We start from the raw sequence: 15,972 nt of genomic DNA on the forward strand, positions 1-15,972 counted from the left end.
CATGGCTATTGAGCGTGGTTTCAGGTTCGGCATCAACTTCGACGACGCGTTTCCGCGTGGACTTGTAATGGTCGGCGACGTGGCGCCGGACAACGAATTCCAGTCGCGTGAGGATCGGGCGGCCAATCGGCCGGTGAGGCAGCGCGTCGACGAGGCGACGGGCAAGCGGCAGTGGAAGGCGACGGTCACCGACCTCGGCGAGGAGAAGGCGAAGCGCGCTTCGTTCGAGATCACGTTCCTCGCCGACGTGCAGCCGGTTCCGACGACGTCGGAGGTGCTGCCGGGCATGCGGCCGATCGAACTGGAAGGGCTGACGGCCGAGCCTCGCGTCGGCGGGCAAGGGGAGTTCAAGTACCAGACGTACGTGTTCCGCGCGACGGGCTTCAAGGCGGCGGCGTCCGCTGGCAAGTCGGCGCGCTCCTCGGCGGCCTCGGATGACACGAGCAAGGCCGCATGACTGTGCAGCTGACCGAGAGCGTGACGAGCGCGCCCGCTGACCTGGTGGGCGCCTGGACGAAGGCGTATCAGGACTACTCGCGTCTCTACACGCTGGAGCACCGCGAGAGCAGCCCTGCCGTGCGGGAGCAGCTCGGCTACGCCGCGAAGAGAATAGCCGCCGTGTACCGGGATCTGTTGGCAGCACGGGGCTTTCCGTGGTGGTGCCTAGCTGCTGTTGAGCTTGCTGCGGCGGAGTTCGAGGCGCAGGCGATCTCGCTCGGCGTCGGTGAAGTCCCGAACCCGTGCGGAGGGTCCGCCGATGCCGGCCGAATCTGGAGGGCGCAGCGGTGATGACCTCAGAGCGGAACTCGAAGCCCGGGACCAGCTCGGACGCGCCGACGACACTGTACGGCGCCCACCAGTGGGTTCAGTCCCGGTATCCGCCAACGGATGCGCCGCCGTCCACGGTGATCGCGTTCCACCTGGAGAACAAGCGGATGTACGAGCGGATCGCGGACATCGATCGTGGGCACCACCACGAGGCGCTGTACTTCGTCGGCTACGAACAGCGGATGGCCGACGCGGCACGGGAAGAGGCGCTCCGCCTCGGCAAGTCTCCTGCGGGACAGGAGGTTCCGCCGTCGGCTCGATGACGTCCTGACGCCGATCACGCACAAAAGAAAATCGAAAAACACGTGGGGACGCGTGTCGTGTTAAACGCGTCCCCACGTGCCCATAAATGTCCCGTTAGAACGCAGAACCGGCCTTCTGGCTACCAACCTTCACCCGGTTCTGCGTCTGTCCACTGGAGAAGTGAACAATGGAAACCATAACGGTCAAGGCGCAGTCGTCGTCAACGGGGGTCACCCGGATGCGTTGCGCGACTTGTAAGCGATTCGCTCGGCTGCTGCCCGGCGAAACGGAATGTTCATCGTGCCTGGGAATGCTCCCCCTCTCCCTGACGCTGCCGGGAGATACCGGCTCGCGCCACGAAGGTGGTGAGCGCCGATGAACGCGGTGACACTCGTCTTCATCACCGGAGGTCTCGCCGTGGCGCTGTGGCTGCTGGCGAAGCTTGGTCGGGCGTTCGCGGCCATCGCGGAGACCCTGGCGGCGCTTGCGGTCGTCGGCATCGCCGTTTGGTCGTTGGTCCGTGCAGCTGGCTGGGTTGTTAGGCAACTGGTGACCCGCTGGCGCTCCTGCCTCGCGGTGCTCGCCCTGACGGCGTGGTGGTACTGGTGGGGCTGGCTCTCGTTCGTTGTCGTCGGCGGCACGCTCGGGCTGACGGCTCTGGTGTGGCGGTACCTGAACGTCGAGGGTTTCGATCGCTGGTGCGGCCGCTGGATGCGCTCCTGGTGGCTGCGTTGGGCCGTCTACGGCCGGAAGCTTCCGGACTGGCTTCACGCCTGCGGCCTGTCGATCCGCGACGAGGCCATCCCCGTGGACGTGACCGTGAACCTGGTGTCGCGGCGGCGTAAGCGGGACGCCGTGGCGAAGGCCCGTCATCAGGCCGGCGTGGCAGTGCCCAAGGTCCTGCGGGTCCGTTCAGGGCCGTCCTGGGACGAGGTCCGCATTCAGCTCGTCGCGGGCCAGAAGCCCGAGGACTTCGACGACGCCGCCCGCGCGTTGGCCACCGCGCGCAAGGTCACGCGAGTCCAGGTGCGGGAGATCGCGCCTGACGTCGTGTCGCTGGACTTCATGCGCCGGGATCTGCTCGCGTCGCCGGTGCGGTGTCTGCCGCTGCCTGACCTGGTTGCCGCAGACGGCACCGGGGTTGACCTGCGCAAGGTGTTCGCGGGGACCACGGAGTACGGCAAGCCGTGGCTGTTGCCGCTGGCCGGTCCTGGCTCCCACACATTGGTCGCCGGGGCGAGCGGCGCGGGCAAGAACTCGGTCATGTGGTGCCCGCTGGTCTCCGCGGCTTCGGCCATCCGTTCCGGCGTGGTGCGGGTGTCCGGTGTCGACCCGAAGGGCATGGAACTCGCGTACGGGCGCCGGATCTTCGCGCGCTACGCCGTGACGGGTAAGGAAACCCTGGAGCTGCTGGAGGGCCTGCGGGACGAACTGGAGAAGCGCAAACGCGAGTTCGCCGGAGTGACCCGCGACGTCCCGATTTCGACGGCGTACCCGCTGGAGCTCCTGGAGTTCGACGAGATCGGAGCACTCACGCGGTACACCGACCGCAAGACCCGCGAGTCCATTGTGGAACACGTCGCGGTCCTCAACACGCAAGGGCGGGCGTTGGGCCTCTCGGTTCGGGGCTATGTGCAGGAACCGACGAAGGACACCGTCCCTGTGCGCGAGCTGTTCACCCGGCGCGTGTGCCTGCGGGTCACCTCCAAGACCCACGTCGGCATGGTCCTCGGCGACGGAGCTTACGAGCGGGGCGCGTGGGCGAATCGCATCGGGGACGCCGAGACCGGCGTGGGCTACGTGTGGGGCGAGGGCATCCGTGAGCCGCTGCGGGTGCGCGCGGGCTGGGTGTCGGACGAGACGGTCAAGGCACTGGAGCACTACGTCACCAACGGCGGCGTGGTGAACCTCGCCGACCGGCGTCGTCCCTCCGGCAGCGAGGGGGTGGCGGCGTGAACTCGCTGATGATCTTCCTCGACGCCATCCGTGACCACCTCGACCTGCACCAGCTACCGCCGGTCGCGTCGCTGGACGTCACCGCGTGGTCGCGGCCGATCACGGTTCAACTGGACGTCGACGGGCTGCCTCAGGTCGCCCGTGCCCTGCTGGTGTGGGCGAACACCCTCGACGACGTCAGCGCGACGGTATGGCGCGTGAGCGACGGCGTGTCGGTGCACCTGTCGATCACCGGCCGGACCCCGTGCGGGATCCCGATGCGGGTCTACGGGGCGGTCCCGTTCGACCCCAGCACGTTCCCCGACCTCCCGGCCGGGGCCAAGCAATCGATGCCGGTCTACCTGCTGCGGGGTTGGGCGGCTCCTGGGGAGGTGGCTGCCTGATGAGCGAGACACGTGCCGAGCGGATGCGGGCGCCCCTGGCCGATGACGTGATCCGGGCGACGGCGGAGAAGCACGGAGTGTGCGTGCGGCCGTTCACGATGGAGGTCGGCGACCAGGACACCGGAGAAATCCGCTACGTCCCCGTCCCGTGCGGGTCCACCGTGGAATCGGTGTGCCTGCCCTGTGCCCGCAAGGCGAAGGCGCTGCGGCAAGTCCAGTGCCGCGAAGGCTGGCACATGACCGAAGAACCCAACCTCACCCCGGCGGAACCCACCGAGGACCAGACGGAGCTGTTGACGTTCCGGGCCGACCTGGTCGCAGCGTACCGAGACGTCGTCGACCAGGATCCGGCCGAAGCCGAAGAGCTGCGGGACGAGATCCGGGGCGTGGATGAGGAACTTCGGCAACTCGGCGTCCGGGGTCGGCTGCCAGGTGTCGAACTGCCCGCTCGGAAGGTGGTGAAGCGTTCGACGAAGCGGCGGCAGGACGCGCCGAACCTGCCTCGCCGGAAGGTCGCCAAAACCACGGTCGGAAGGGAGTACGCGGGCAAGTTCCGGCCGTCGATGTTCGTCACGCTCACGTGCGACACCTACGGCCCGGTCCGCGGTGATGGTGCCCCGGTCAATCCGACCGCCTATGACTACCGGCGGGCGGCTCGGGACGCAGTGCACTTCTCGGCGCTGGTGGATCGGTGGTGGCAGAACCTGCGCCGGGTCGTCGGCTGGGATGTGCAGTACTTCGCGACCGTCGAGCCGCAGAAGCGGACTGCGCCGCACCTGCACGCGGCCATCCGGGGATCGGTGCCGCACGACGTGATCCGGCAGGTCACCGAGGCCACCTATCACCAGGTCTGGTGGCCGAGTCACAACGAGATCGTCTACGCCGACCGGCTCCCGGCCTGGGATGGGCCGGAACGTGGATTTATCGACCCCGTGACCCGGCAACCGCTCGTGTCCTGGGTTGACGCGGTCAACCAGGTCGAGGACCCGGCGCACGTGGTGACCTTCGGCCGGCAGGTGCACTCCAAGGGGATCTTGGGCGGGACGGAAGAGGCCGGCCGCCATATCGGCTACCTCACCAAGTACTTGACCAAGTCGACCGGCGAAGTGGTCGAGGCCGACACGGCGGCGCTGGTCGATCACCACGACCGGCTGCACGCCGAGCTGGCCATCACCCCGTGCTCGCCCCGGTGCGCGGTCTGGCTGCTCTACGGAATCCAGCCCAAGGGCGCCAACGGCAAGACCACCCCGGGCCACTGCAAGGGACGCGCGCACCGGCGGACCACCCTCGGTCTTCCAGGTCGTCGGGTGCTGGTGTCGCGGAAATGGTCGGGCAAGACGCTCGTGGATCACAAGGCCGACCGCAAGGCGTTCGTCATCCAGGCGCTCGCCGCTGTCGGAATCGAGAAACCACAACCCGACCCGACCCGGCTCGTCTGGCGCAAGGTCGACTCCGTCGACCCGCACGTGCCACCCCGGCCGCACCTGGTCATGCACGCCATCGCCGAGCGCATCACCTGGAAGGCCGAATACGACCGGGCGCTACTCGCAGCCGGACCGCCAGAAACTTCGGCAACTCGGGAGGCCGCATGACGGAAGGGGGCTCGATGGAAGCACAAGTCAAGGTGGTGAGTGTCGAGGGCCTGTGGTCGTCCGACGTCCTCGCGACGTTCCTGGGCATCCCGGCGAAGACCCTGCGCGACTGGCGTTTCAAGGGCTACGGCCCGTCGTGGATGAAGATCGGAAAGCACGTCAGGTACGACCCTGACGCGGTACGTCGATGGCTCAAGACGCTCGACGAATCGGCAGAAGCGGCATAGCCGCACACCCCGGCGACGGCCTTCCCCGTGTCTCGGATCAAGAGGCACGGGGATCGGTCGTTGCCCCAACACCCAGGAGGTGACATGAAGGGACACGTTCAGGATCGCTGGTGGCGGCAGAAGAAAGACGAGAACGGCAAGCTTGTCTTCAACGCCAAGGGCCATCCCGTCAGGGAGAAGACTGAGCTGTTCGGTCAAGGCGAGCGTTACAAGGTCCGGTACTACGACGCCGAAGACAAGGAGCGGTCCAAAGCCTTCCCTGACAAGCAACTCACGAAGGCGAAAGCCTTCCTGACCAAGATGCAGCACGACGTAATGACCGGCGAGTACATCACGCCGGAGTCAGGCGCCGAGAAGTTCCGTGACTACACCGCACAATGGCAGAAAGGACAGTCAGCCGACGCCGGTACCCGGCAGACGGTGAACAGCCACCTCAAGACCGGAATCTTCCCGTTCCTCGGCGACAAGCCGCTCAAGGTCGTCGAGAAGACCGACACCATCCGGGATTGGCTCGACTGGCTGGAGCGGCCGAAGATCGAGGGCGGACGCGGGCTCATGGCCTCGTACCGAGCGGTCCTCTTCGACACGGTCTCGGCGATCCTCCAAGCCGCAGCCGACGACAAGAAGATCCGCTCGAATCCCTGCCGGGCCAAGAGCATCAAGCGGCCGAAGCCGGTGCAGCGCAAGGTGATCCCGTGGCCGGAATCGCGGGTGCATTCGGTCCAGCTCGCGCTGCCGCGGGAGTACACCGTCATCGTGCCGTTGGGTGCCGGCCTCGGGCTGAGGCAAATGGAGATCTTCGGCTTCAGCCCGGACGACATCGACCGCGACGAGATGATCGTCAACGTTCAACGGCAAATCCGATGGATCGGCGGGCAACCGGTCTTCTCGCCGCCCAAGGGAGGCAAGACCCGAGTGGTCCCGCTCGGCGCGGGCGTACTCGATGCCGTCGACGACCACATGTCGTTGCGCGAGCCCATGACGCTCACGCTCCCCTGGCTCGAACCTGGCGGCCGTCCCGAGACCCTTCGGGTGCTGATCAGCCGGGCGCTTCGACGGACCCGCAAGTACCGCAACAAGCCGGTCTGGCACGTGACCCAGGGAGCCAACTTCACCAAGAACGAGTGGAAGTCAGCGTTCGGGACAGCGGGGCTGGACTACGTGGACCGGCGCGACGGGATGCACGCCATGCGCCACTTCTACGCCTCCACACTGCTCGCGCAAGGCGTGTCGATCAAGGAAGTGGCGGAGTACCTCGGCCACCACGACCCCGGCTACACCCTCCGCATCTACACCCACCTCGTGCCGTCGAGCCACAAGCGGGCGCGGGCGGCGGCCAACAAAGTGTTCACGCCCCGAGCGGCCGGCCGGGCCGCCACGGACGAATCCGCGACGGCCTGACGACGGCCTGAGAGGGTCAAACGCAACAAAACAGCAGGTCAGAGGCGTATAGATTTCTTGTTCATGAACTCCTCGATCCCCAACGGGCCCAGCTCCCGGCCCATCCCGGAGCGCTTGATCCCGCCGAAAGGCAGATCCGCCTGCGACCCGCCCGATTTGTTGAAGTACACCATCCCCGACTCGATGCGGTTGGCCACCGCGCGCATGCGGGCCGGGTCGGTGCCGAAGACGCTGGCGCCCAGGCCGAAGGGGGAGTCGTTGGCGATGGAGATGGCCTCCTCGTCGGAAGCGGCCGGGAAGAGCAAGAACACGGGGCCGAAGATTTCGTCGCGGTAGGCGTCCATGTCGGGGGTTACGTCGGTCAGGACGGTGGCTTCCAGGTAAGCGCCGGGGCCGTCCACGCGGTGGCCGCCCGTCCGCAGAACCGCGCCCTGGGCGATGGCCGTCGAGACCTGGGCGGCGACTTCGTCGGCGGCGGAGACCGAGGCCAGGGGTGGCAGTTTGGTCGAGGGGTCGGAGGGGTCGCCGGGCAGGTAGAACGAAGCCACCCGTGCGGTCAGTTTCTCGACGAACGAGTCGTACAGATCCCCCACCACGATGATGCGCTTGGGGGCGTTGCAGGACTGGCCGCAGTTGCGCATGCGGGCCGTCGCCACGGCGTTCACCGTCGAGTCCAAGTCGTCGGTGTCGAGGACGATCAAGGGGTCCGAGCCGCCCAACTCCAGGACGCAGCGCTTCAGGTTGCGGCCCGCCTCGGCGGCGACCGAGATGCCGGCCTGTTCGCTGCCCGTCAGGGAAACGCCGACGATGCGCGGGTCCGCGAGGATCGAGGGGACCTGGCGCGACGAGGCGAAGACGTTGACGTACGCGTCGTCCGGCACGCCGGCGTCGCGGAGGACCTGTTCGATCGCGACGGCCGAGCGGGGGCAGATGGACGCGTGCTTGAGCAGGATGGTGTTGCCCAGCACCAGATTCGGCGCGACGAAACGCGCAACCTGGTACATGGGGAAGTTCCACGGCATCACGCCGAGCAGGGCGCCGATCGGCTCCTTGCGGATGACGGCGTCGCCGCCCCGGATCTTCAGTGGCTCGTCGGCGATGAGGGACGGGCCGTGTTCGGCGTAGTAGGAGAAGATGTCCACGACGATGCCGACCTCACCGCGGCCCTCGTTGACGCGCTTGCCCATCTCGAGGGTCATGATCGCGGCGAGCTCGTCGGACCGTTCCGCGAACAGCTCACCCGCGCGCGCGACGATCTCGGCGCGTTCGGCGACCGGGCGGTCCCGCCAGGAAAGGTAGCCGCGGTGGACGCGGGCGATCGCGTCGCGCACCTCCTGGTCGGTGGAGTTCTCGATCTGCTCGATCAGTTCACCCGTGGCCGGGTCGGTGACGGTGTACATCGCGGCGAGAGCCTCCGTGTTCGACGGAACGAAGCGGTCGGACGCGCTCAGGCTACCAAACTGCATACAGTATGCACTAGCCCGGCGAAGGTCGTCCGACTACTCCAGAAGTTTGCGACCTCTTGACCGAAACGCCCGTTTCCCAGTATGGTCTAGACCACATTCTCCCCCTCTCCCCGCCCGCGCACCTCCCACGCGGCGGCTCGATCGCGCCCGTTCAAGGCCATCCGTGGGAGCGGGCACCGCTGTCGAAGGAGCCCGGTATGAAAACGAACCGCAAGCTCGTGGCCGCCCTCGCCGGTGCGGCGATCGCGCCTGTGATCGTGCTGGTCGGCCCCGTGGGCACGGCCAGCGCCCACGGCTACGTCAACGCGCCCGCCAGCCGGCAGGCGCAATGCGCGCAGAACATCGTGTCCTGCGGCGACATCAAGTGGGAACCGCAGAGCGTGGAAGGCCCGAAGGGCCAGCGCACCTGCAACGGCGGCGTCGCGCGCTTCGCCGAGCTAAACGACAACAGCAAGCCCTGGCGCGCCACCGCGACCGGTCGCACGGTCACGTTCAACTGGACGTTCACCGCCCGGCACAAGACCAGCACCTACGAGTACTACATCGGCAACACGCGCGTCGCGAGCTTCAGCGGCAACAACCAGGTGCCGCCGGCCACCGTGTCGCACTCGGTGAACCTGGGCAACCGCACGGGGCGCCAGACCGTGCTGGCCATCTGGAACGTCGCCGACACTGCCAACGCGTTCTACTCCTGCGTCGACCTGCAGGTGAGCTGACGAAATCGGCGGACGGGTTCGCCGAACCCGTCCGCCGATCCAGTCCACAACAGACTCAGCGATACGCTGCGGCCTCGGCACTGCGCCGCCCCACCAGGAACCACAGCAGCGGCCCGAGGAACGGCGCGCAGAACGCGAACACGACCCACACGAGCTTCATCCCGCCGGTCAGCGGGCTGCCGAGCACGCTGATCAGCGCGGCGAGGAAAAACACCAGCGGGGTCAGGATCAACGCGATGATCCCGACGGCGACGGCGATGTTCGCGGCGTGGGGGCCGTCCTGGGCTGCGGCGGCCAGCGCGGTGGGGATGGTCATCGGTCCTCTCCCTGGTTCTCGTCGGTCCACATCGGACGCGATGGGTCCAGTATGAGAGCGCGCGCCGCGCACCCGAATCGGCTCGACGGCTCGACCCGCGTAATCCTTAAGTAGTAGCCGCGACGGGGATCACGCGCTCCAGCAACCGCATGGCCAGCGCCGCGAACACGTTCACCACGCCCAGGACCAGCCACGGCAGCCAGTACCCGATCTCGAACAACGTGGTGAAGAACGCCGGCGCCACCAGGCTCGCGACCGTGAACGAGTACTGGAACACCGCCAGGTAACGCCCTCGCGCGCCCGGCGGCGACAGCTCGGTGGCCAGCGACTGCGACACCGGGCCGTGCACGGTCTCGGCCGCGGTGAACAGGAACGTCGCGCCCAGCAGCACCGGCACCACCCACCCGAGCTGCCCCGGCACCAGCAGCGCGAACGCCAGGCACCACGCCGCCCACAGCACCGCCGAGGCCATCAGCACGCGCGTCCGGCGCAGCGGCGACACCAGCCGCACGGCCGGCGCGGTGAGCACCGTGAGCAGCACGGTGTTGCCCACCAGCATCGCGGGCGCCAGCCACGGCGGACCGTGCAGCCCCACGGTCACGAACACCGGCAACCCGAGCGCCAGCATCATGCTCGTCAACGCGAACACCGCGTTCAGCCCCGTGAAGGCCAGGAACGGCCGCGCCCGCAGCATCCCCCGGTACCCGCCGGCGTCGCCCTCCGCACGCCGCGGCGCCCGCACGCGCACCGCGATCGCCAGTCCCGCACAGAGAAAACAGGCCGCCGAGCCGTACGCGATCGCGCGATACGCCTCCGGCGTCCCGATGGTGACGACGACCCCGGTGATCAGGCCGCCGATGGCCAGTCCGGCCGTGCGGGTGACGTTCATCCACGCGAACCAGGAGTCCTTGCTCCGCGGTTTCTCGCTGCCGTCGACGAAATCCGCGACCGCGGTGAACACCGACGACCAGAAGAACCGCACCCCGACCGCCACGAGCGCGGCGGTGAGGAAGATCCCGGTGGGCCCGGTCACGCGCGTGAACAGCAGAAACCCAACGCCCTGCGCGCCTTGCGCGGCGACCACCAGCACCCACGGGCCCATCCGGTCGGCCAGCCGCCCGGCGATCAGCGGCACCGGCAGCGTGAGCGCGTTCGCCGCGCTGAGCAGCACGCCGATCAGCGCCAGCGGCACCGTGGTGAGCTTCGCGAAGAACAACACCGACAGCGGCTGGAACAACCCGTTGCCCACCGAGTCGACCACCAAGGCCGCCAGCAGCACCGCCCCACCACGGCTCCGCACGCCAGATCATCCCCCCGGGTCGGACGAGCCCCCGAGCGTAACGATCTTCACCGCAGCGGTCGACGGAATTTACTGATCCGGCCAAAAGTAGGCCGACTCCCCAAGCGGCACGCAATCGTTGCTACGAAACCATTCGGCCGTGACTGTGTTCGGATCAGTACTGATCGGCACAGTAGTGCCCGTCGAACACCGTGAGCAGCCGGTCGGGTGCGTCCTCGGCGAACGAGGTCACCAGGTTCTCCGCCGAACCCCGCGCGGCTTCCTCGCTGCGCGGGAACAGCGCCTTCTCGTACCGCGCCAAGGCCGCCTCGACGTCGCCGCCTGACTCGACCAGGGCCAGCGCCAACTCGGCGCCGTCGATCATGGCCAGGTTGGCACCCTCACCGGCGAACGGCGACATCAGGTGCGCCGCGTCGCCCACCAGCGTCACGCCGGGCACGCGCGCCCACTCGTGGCCGATCGGCAACGCGTGGATCGGCCGCGGCACCAGCTCCGTGTCGGCCGACTCGATCAAGGCCTTCAGTTCCGGGGCCCAGCCGGCGAACTCTCGCGCCAGCTGCGCGCCCGATAGGTCGAGCGAGGAAACCCAGCCCTCGGGAACCTGGAGGGCGACGTAGACGTGCACGCTGCCGTCCGGCTCCCGGTGCGCCAGAATCCCCTTCCCCGGGCCGAGCGCCATGAACATTCCGCCGCCGATGAGTGCCGCGCTTTCCGGGTGCCGGGTGGCGACGTCCAGCAAATCCAGCTCCACGAACGAAATCCCGGTGTACGCGGGCACTTCGGCCGAGACGAGGGGCCGGATCCGGGACCAGGCCCCGTCGGCTCCGACGAGCACGTCGGTCTCCAGCGTCGAACCGTCGGCCAGCGTCACCTCGTGGCGGCCATCACCCAGCGGACGGGCCGAAACGACCTTGGCACCCCACCGCACGGTGCCCTCCGGCAGCGACGAGAGCAGCAGGTCGCGCAACGCGCCGCGCTCGACCTCCGGCCGGGCGCCGTGACCATCGTCCTCTTCGGACAGTCGCACCACCGCGTGCCGGTCCAGCACGCGCATGGCCTCCCCGCCGCGGTGGATCAGCGGCAGGAACTCCTCGTACAGGCCGGCCGCGCGCAACGCGGCCTGACCGGTTTCCTCGTGGATGTCGAGCATCCCGCCCTGTGAGCGGGCCGCGGCCGACGCGTCGAGGTCCAGCACGGTGGCCTCGACGCCGTTGCGGTTGAGCACGGCCGCGAGCGTCAGCCCGCCGAGACCGGCTCCGATGACGGTGATCTTCATGGTCTTTCTCCTTCAGGTTCTCGGGGTCGCGGCGATTCCGGCGATCAGCGCGCGGAACGCCCAGGACAAGCGTTGCCCGGGCGCGCCGGACAGCAGGTCGGGCCCGGCCGCGGCCAAGTGCGGGTACTTCTCGGGTGACGCGTCGTGGATGACGGCCGCCAGGGCCTGAAACGCTTCGCGGTCTTCGGGGCGCTCGTCGGCGTGTTCGGCCGCGGTCGCCGTGGCCAGCTGGAGCAGCAGGTCGACGCCCCACGCCGCCTGCGCACCCGGCACCTCGCCCTCGGCCAGCAGCGCGAGCAGCGTGTCCACCAGCCGCAGGTAGTTGTCCCCGCGCGGGCGGGCCACGAGCGCCGACTGCGCCAGCCCGGGATAGCGGAACAGCACCGCCGTGTACGAGCCGAGCACCGCTTCGAGCCGCTCCGCCCAGGTACCGGCCGCCGGAGCCGGCTCGACCTCGGCGAGCAGCTCGTCGAGCACCGCCGCGTGGAGCTCCACGGTGTTGTGGACGTAGACGTACAGCGACGCCGCACCGGTGTCGAGCTCCTGCGCAAGCCGGCGCATCGTCAGCCGGGACAGGCCTTCGGCGCGCAGGATCGCGAGCGCGGCCGTGATGATCCCGGCCCTGGTCAGGGCCGGCTTGGCCGGACGTTCCCGGCGGCTGCGTGGTGCGGTCATGTCCTCACGGTAACGAACATGTTCGTTCCGAACAAGGTCGTAACGAACATGTTCGTCGTCACAGACGCCCAGGCCTTTCGAACGAAAGGGAGGTAAGTTCGGCAGTCATGCGAGGCAACCCCCGGCACGAACGCATCCTCGAGCGGCTCCGGCGCGACGGCCGCGTCGACGTCGGCGAGCTGGCCGGCGAGCTGGACACGTCGGAGGTGACCATCCGGCGCGACCTCGACTCGCTGGCCGAGCAGGGCACGCTGCGCCGCGTACGAGGTGGCGCGGTGAGCCTGCTGATGCGTGGCGAGGAGCTGCCGTTCGCGCTGCGCGCGGTGGAGTCCGCAGCGGCGAAAGACCGGATCGCGGCCGTGGTCGGTGGCCTGGTGCGCGACGGCGAGGCCGTGGTCGTCGACAGCGGTACGAGCGGGCTCGCGGTCGCGCGCGCCCTCGCGGGCCGGCGCCTGACGGTCATGCCGCTCGCGCTGCCGAGCGCGACCGCGCTGGCGGAGAGCTCGTCGGTGAACCTGCTGCTGCCCGGCGGAACCACGCGTTTCGGCGAGGGCTCGATGGTCGGCCCGATCACCGAGGCCGCGCTCGCCGCGCTGCGGTTCGACACGTTCGTGCTCACCTGCTGCGGCCTGTCGCCCGACGATGGCGTCACGGCCCACGACCTGCAGGACGCCGCCGTGAAGCGCGCTGCGAAGCGGTCTTCACGGCGCACTGTGCTGGTTGCCGAGAGCGCCAAGTTCTCGCGCACCGCGCTGGCGACCGTGTGCGGGATGCAGGACGTGGACGTACTGGTCACCGACGCCGAGGCGCCTTCGGAAGCACTGGACCGATTTCGCCAAGCCGGGGTCGAGGTCCGGGTGGCGTGAGGGGATCCGTCCACACTGGACGTCTCCCACTCTCAAGCTATAGCGCACCCCGGGGCTTGCCGCAAGACCCCCGTCGTGCCGCAGAATCGGCGGCCGTCAGCGAAACGGGGGTACGAAGTGCACGACGTGATCATCGTGGGTGCCGGCGCGGCCGGCCTGGTCCTGGCCGCCGAGCTGCGCCTGGCCGGGGTGCGGCCGCTGGTGCTGGAACGGCAGCCGCAGCGCCGGGAAGTCGCGCGCGCCAACGGTCTCGGCGGCCAGATCGTGGAGCTGCTGCGCTACCGCGGGGTGCTGGAGCGGCTCGAAGCGGCGGCTTCCCCGGTGCGCGCGGCGCCGTCGTTGCCGTTCGGCGGGACGCAGCTGGACCTCTCGCGCCTGGCCGAGCCGGCGTACTACGCGCTCGGCATCCCGCAGCCGGTGCTCGAACGCACGCTCGCCGAGTACGCAACCGAGCTCGGGGCGGAGATCCGTGAGGGGCACGAGGTCGTCGGCCTTCGCGAAGACACGGCAGTGACGGTGGACGTGCGGGGTCCCGACGGGCCGTACCAGCTCACGGCTCGCTTCGTCGTGGGCTGCGACGGCGGCCGCAGCCGGGTCCGCGAGGTCCTCGGGGTGCCGTTTCCGGGCACGACCTACCCGGAGGTGAACCGGCTCGTCGAGGCGACGGTGCCGGACTCGGTGAGGCGGAACGGCGACCTCGACGTACCCGGATTGGGGCTGCTGCGCCAGGGTTTCACGCGGACCGACAGCGGAGTGTTCGCGTTCGGCACGATCGGGACGGACGTTCTGCTGATCAACACCGTCGAACAAGAGACGACCGAGTACGACGACCTCAGCCCGATGACCGAAGCCGAGTTCCAGGCCAGCGTCCGCCGTGTGCTCGGGGTTCCGTTGCCGCTCGGCGAGGTGCGGCGGCTGTCGCGCTACCAGTGGCAGGGCCGGCAGGTCCCCGAGTACCGCGTCGGACGCGTCCTCCTCGCCGGCGACGCGGCGCACCTGCTGGCTTCCTCGGGCGCGTCGCTCAATCTCGGCATGCTCGATTCGGTCAACCTGGCGTGGAAACTCGCCGCCGCCGTGCACGGCTGGGCGCCGCCGGGACTGCTCGACAGCTACCACGCCGAACGCCACTACGCCGGCAGCCGCGCTCTCTTGCAGACCAGCGCGCAGGCCGCGCTCCGCCGCGGCCACGACCCCGCTGCCGACGCGCTGCGCACGCTGTTCCAGGAGCTCCTCACCGACGAACAACCGTTGCACCGCCTCGCCGCGGCCATCGGCGGCACCGACCTGCGCTACCCGGCGCCCGGTTCGGACCACCCCCTGGCCGGCACCTTCGCCCGCGACTTCCCCCTGACCACCGACGAGGGCCCGTCGTCGCTCGCCTCGCTGCTGAGCCCGGGCCGGCCGGTGTTCCTCGACCTCGCGGACCGCCCGGAGCTCCGGGCGGCCGCCGAACCCTGGGCTCCCCGCGTGGCTCTCCGCACCGCCAAGACCGCGCTCCGCCCCGCCGACGCCCTCCTCGTCCGCCCGGACGCGCACATCGCGTGGGCCGCGCCGCTCGACTCGCCCGTCGATCCGGCCGGCCTCCGCGACGCCCTCGCGATGTGGTCCGGCGCGCCGGAAGGGGCCGGAAACCGCCTCACCACCGACGATCACCAAGAGTAATAGTTCACCCTGATTGATTCACCGTTTCGTGGACTGATCAAAGATCGACTTCTACCGCTAGTGTCACCGACAACCCGCTCAGCCTCGACATTCCCCCGACCGGGCGGCGGGCCAGGCCCCCTGGTAGTCCCCTTCCGCGCCCAGGGGGCCACACAAACACACCCTCACTCGCCCCGGGAGGAGAGCGCTTGCCACACGCGGTCGCGCGTCAGCGGGAGCGACGTGAAGCGCACGCCGGTCGCGGTCTGGACCACACGCGTCGCAGGCGCTCACTGCCGAAGGCGACGCGGCGCCGACGCACGCCGAAGGTCCCGGGCGGCACGGCGCCCCGGCAACCTTCGCCGACCGGAGTCGCCCGGCGACGTTCCGGCGGCGCTCGTTTCCCCTGTGCCGCCGCGACTCCCGCATCCACCCGGGCCTCCTCGACCGGCAGGCGCAGCTGACCGACCCGGTGGCTCCGACGCCCGCAGCTCGGCACGTGGCCGAGCCATCACCCGAACGGTCGCGATCCACGTCACTCGCGGGCCGTGGAACATTCGGGGGGCGTGGGCGTTGTACTCACTGTCGGTGCGGGTGGGTCCCCGGGCTCCACACTTCACCTTCCCGGACAGCCGGTTCGCCGGCCCCGGGTTGCGTCACTCGCCGAGAGGCGACCCCCGTGCCGACGCCAGACCACCCGCCCCGCTGCCCTGCGCTCCCCCAACGCGGCGCGGGGCGGGCACCAGTGCTCCTGCTCTCGCTCGCCGGACCCCCAGCCGGCGGAGCCGGGAGCGGGAGCACCCCTACCCTCCACTGTGGATCATCCAGAACGCCGGGAATACCGAAGAACCGGCACTGGTTACAACCTTTGCCGGTGCGGTGGTGTCCCCGGGCTCCACCCACTGCCTTCCCGGACCGTCGCACAGACGCCGGGTCGCGCCAACCGCCGAGAGGCGACCCCCGCACCGGCCTCGAACCAACCCCTTCGGACCACCCCACCCCGCTGCGCCGCAGTTGCCCCCAGGCAGCGCGGGGTGGGCTCATGTGCTCCTGCTCCTGTCGCCGGACCCACTGCCGCGGCAGGAG

General features: G+C 69.3%; 16 protein-coding genes. 11 read left to right on the top strand and 5 right to left on the bottom strand.

Annotated elements, in window-relative coordinates:
- The first annotated feature begins 1 nt into the window (after position 1).
- The 8 genes from ACQPXB_RS38635 (at position 2) to ACQPXB_RS38670 (ending at position 6,630) form a co-directional block, all read left to right on the top strand.
- Positions 2-457, top strand: coding sequence for a hypothetical protein (locus tag ACQPXB_RS38635; RefSeq protein WP_432846614.1), 456 nt, complete (start codon positions 2-4; stop codon positions 455-457).
- Entirely contained in the window at positions 454-789 is a 336-nt protein-coding gene (locus tag ACQPXB_RS38640; protein WP_432846615.1) for a hypothetical protein, read from the top strand. Before ACQPXB_RS38635 ends, ACQPXB_RS38640 begins: the two co-directional genes overlap by 4 nt.
- A complete protein-coding gene (locus ACQPXB_RS38645; RefSeq protein WP_432846617.1) occupies positions 789-1,091 on the top strand; it encodes an AMED_5909 family protein in 303 nt (100 codons plus the stop codon). Before ACQPXB_RS38640 ends, ACQPXB_RS38645 begins: the two co-directional genes overlap by 1 nt.
- A 355-nt stretch (positions 1,092-1,446) precedes the next feature.
- The gene (locus tag ACQPXB_RS38650) at positions 1,447-3,027 is read left to right on the top strand and encodes an FtsK/SpoIIIE domain-containing protein (RefSeq protein ID WP_432846618.1); all 1,581 of its coding nucleotides are present in this window, start codon (positions 1,447-1,449) and stop codon (positions 3,025-3,027) included.
- A complete protein-coding gene (locus ACQPXB_RS38655) occupies positions 3,024-3,410 on the top strand; it encodes a hypothetical protein (protein ID WP_432846620.1) in 387 nt (128 codons plus the stop codon). The genes ACQPXB_RS38650 and ACQPXB_RS38655 overlap by 4 nt, the downstream gene beginning before the upstream one ends.
- Positions 3,410-5,002: a replication initiator gene (locus ACQPXB_RS38660; RefSeq protein ID WP_432846621.1), complete on the top strand. Its 1,593-nt coding sequence runs from the start codon at positions 3,410-3,412 to the stop codon at positions 5,000-5,002. The genes ACQPXB_RS38655 and ACQPXB_RS38660 overlap by 1 nt, the downstream gene beginning before the upstream one ends.
- Positions 5,003-5,016: 14 nt before the next feature.
- The gene (locus tag ACQPXB_RS38665; RefSeq protein WP_432846623.1) at positions 5,017-5,229 is read left to right on the top strand and encodes a helix-turn-helix domain-containing protein; all 213 of its coding nucleotides are present in this window, start codon (positions 5,017-5,019) and stop codon (positions 5,227-5,229) included.
- An 84-nt stretch (positions 5,230-5,313) separates the two neighbouring features.
- The gene (locus ACQPXB_RS38670; protein WP_432846625.1) at positions 5,314-6,630 is read left to right on the top strand and encodes a tyrosine-type recombinase/integrase; all 1,317 of its coding nucleotides are present in this window, start codon (positions 5,314-5,316) and stop codon (positions 6,628-6,630) included.
- Between the two features lie 38 nt (positions 6,631-6,668).
- Here ACQPXB_RS38670 and ACQPXB_RS38675 read toward each other — a convergent pair whose 3' ends face one another.
- A complete protein-coding gene (locus ACQPXB_RS38675) occupies positions 6,669-8,030 on the bottom strand; it encodes an NAD-dependent succinate-semialdehyde dehydrogenase (protein ID WP_432856950.1) in 1,362 nt (453 codons plus the stop codon).
- Positions 8,031-8,293: 263 nt separating this feature from the next.
- On the opposite strand from ACQPXB_RS38675, the gene ACQPXB_RS38680 reads away from it, so the two are divergent.
- Positions 8,294-8,812: a lytic polysaccharide monooxygenase auxiliary activity family 9 protein gene (locus ACQPXB_RS38680; RefSeq protein WP_366584127.1), complete on the top strand. Its 519-nt coding sequence runs from the start codon at positions 8,294-8,296 to the stop codon at positions 8,810-8,812.
- A 55-nt stretch (positions 8,813-8,867) separates the two neighbouring features.
- On the opposite strand, the gene ACQPXB_RS38685 is transcribed toward ACQPXB_RS38680, so the two are convergent.
- The 4 genes from ACQPXB_RS38685 to ACQPXB_RS38700 form a co-directional block, all read right to left on the bottom strand.
- Positions 8,868-9,128 (bottom strand): PLD nuclease N-terminal domain-containing protein, encoded by a 261-nt coding sequence (locus tag ACQPXB_RS38685; RefSeq protein ID WP_366584126.1) that lies wholly within the window; start codon positions 9,126-9,128, stop codon positions 8,868-8,870.
- A gap of 106 nt (positions 9,129-9,234) precedes the next feature.
- Positions 9,235-10,428 (bottom strand): MFS transporter, encoded by a 1,194-nt coding sequence (locus ACQPXB_RS38690; RefSeq protein WP_432846627.1) that lies wholly within the window; start codon positions 10,426-10,428, stop codon positions 9,235-9,237.
- 154 nt (positions 10,429-10,582) lie between these two features.
- On the bottom strand, positions 10,583-11,704 hold the full coding sequence (locus ACQPXB_RS38695; protein ID WP_432846629.1) for an FAD-dependent oxidoreductase: 1,122 nt from the start codon (positions 11,702-11,704) through the stop codon (positions 10,583-10,585).
- Positions 11,705-11,716: 12 nt separating this feature from the next.
- Positions 11,717-12,379 carry a TetR/AcrR family transcriptional regulator gene (locus tag ACQPXB_RS38700; protein WP_432846631.1) on the bottom strand — a complete coding sequence of 221 codons (663 nt, stop codon included), beginning with the start codon at positions 12,377-12,379 and terminating at the stop codon, positions 11,717-11,719.
- 107 nt (positions 12,380-12,486) lie between these two features.
- Between ACQPXB_RS38700 and ACQPXB_RS38705 the strand changes: the two genes are divergently transcribed.
- Together ACQPXB_RS38705 and ACQPXB_RS38710 are read left to right on the top strand one after the other, a co-directional pair.
- Positions 12,487-13,245: a DeoR/GlpR family DNA-binding transcription regulator gene (locus ACQPXB_RS38705; protein WP_432846634.1), complete on the top strand. Its 759-nt coding sequence runs from the start codon at positions 12,487-12,489 to the stop codon at positions 13,243-13,245.
- Between the two features lie 126 nt (positions 13,246-13,371).
- Positions 13,372-14,907 (top strand): FAD-dependent monooxygenase, encoded by a 1,536-nt coding sequence (locus tag ACQPXB_RS38710; RefSeq protein WP_432846635.1) that lies wholly within the window; start codon positions 13,372-13,374, stop codon positions 14,905-14,907.
- Positions 14,908-15,972 lie beyond the last annotated feature (1,065 nt).

It is taken from the genome of Amycolatopsis sp. CA-161197, from assembly GCF_050942255.1.
In the GTDB taxonomy this organism is placed as follows: domain Bacteria; phylum Actinomycetota; class Actinomycetes; order Mycobacteriales; family Pseudonocardiaceae; genus Amycolatopsis.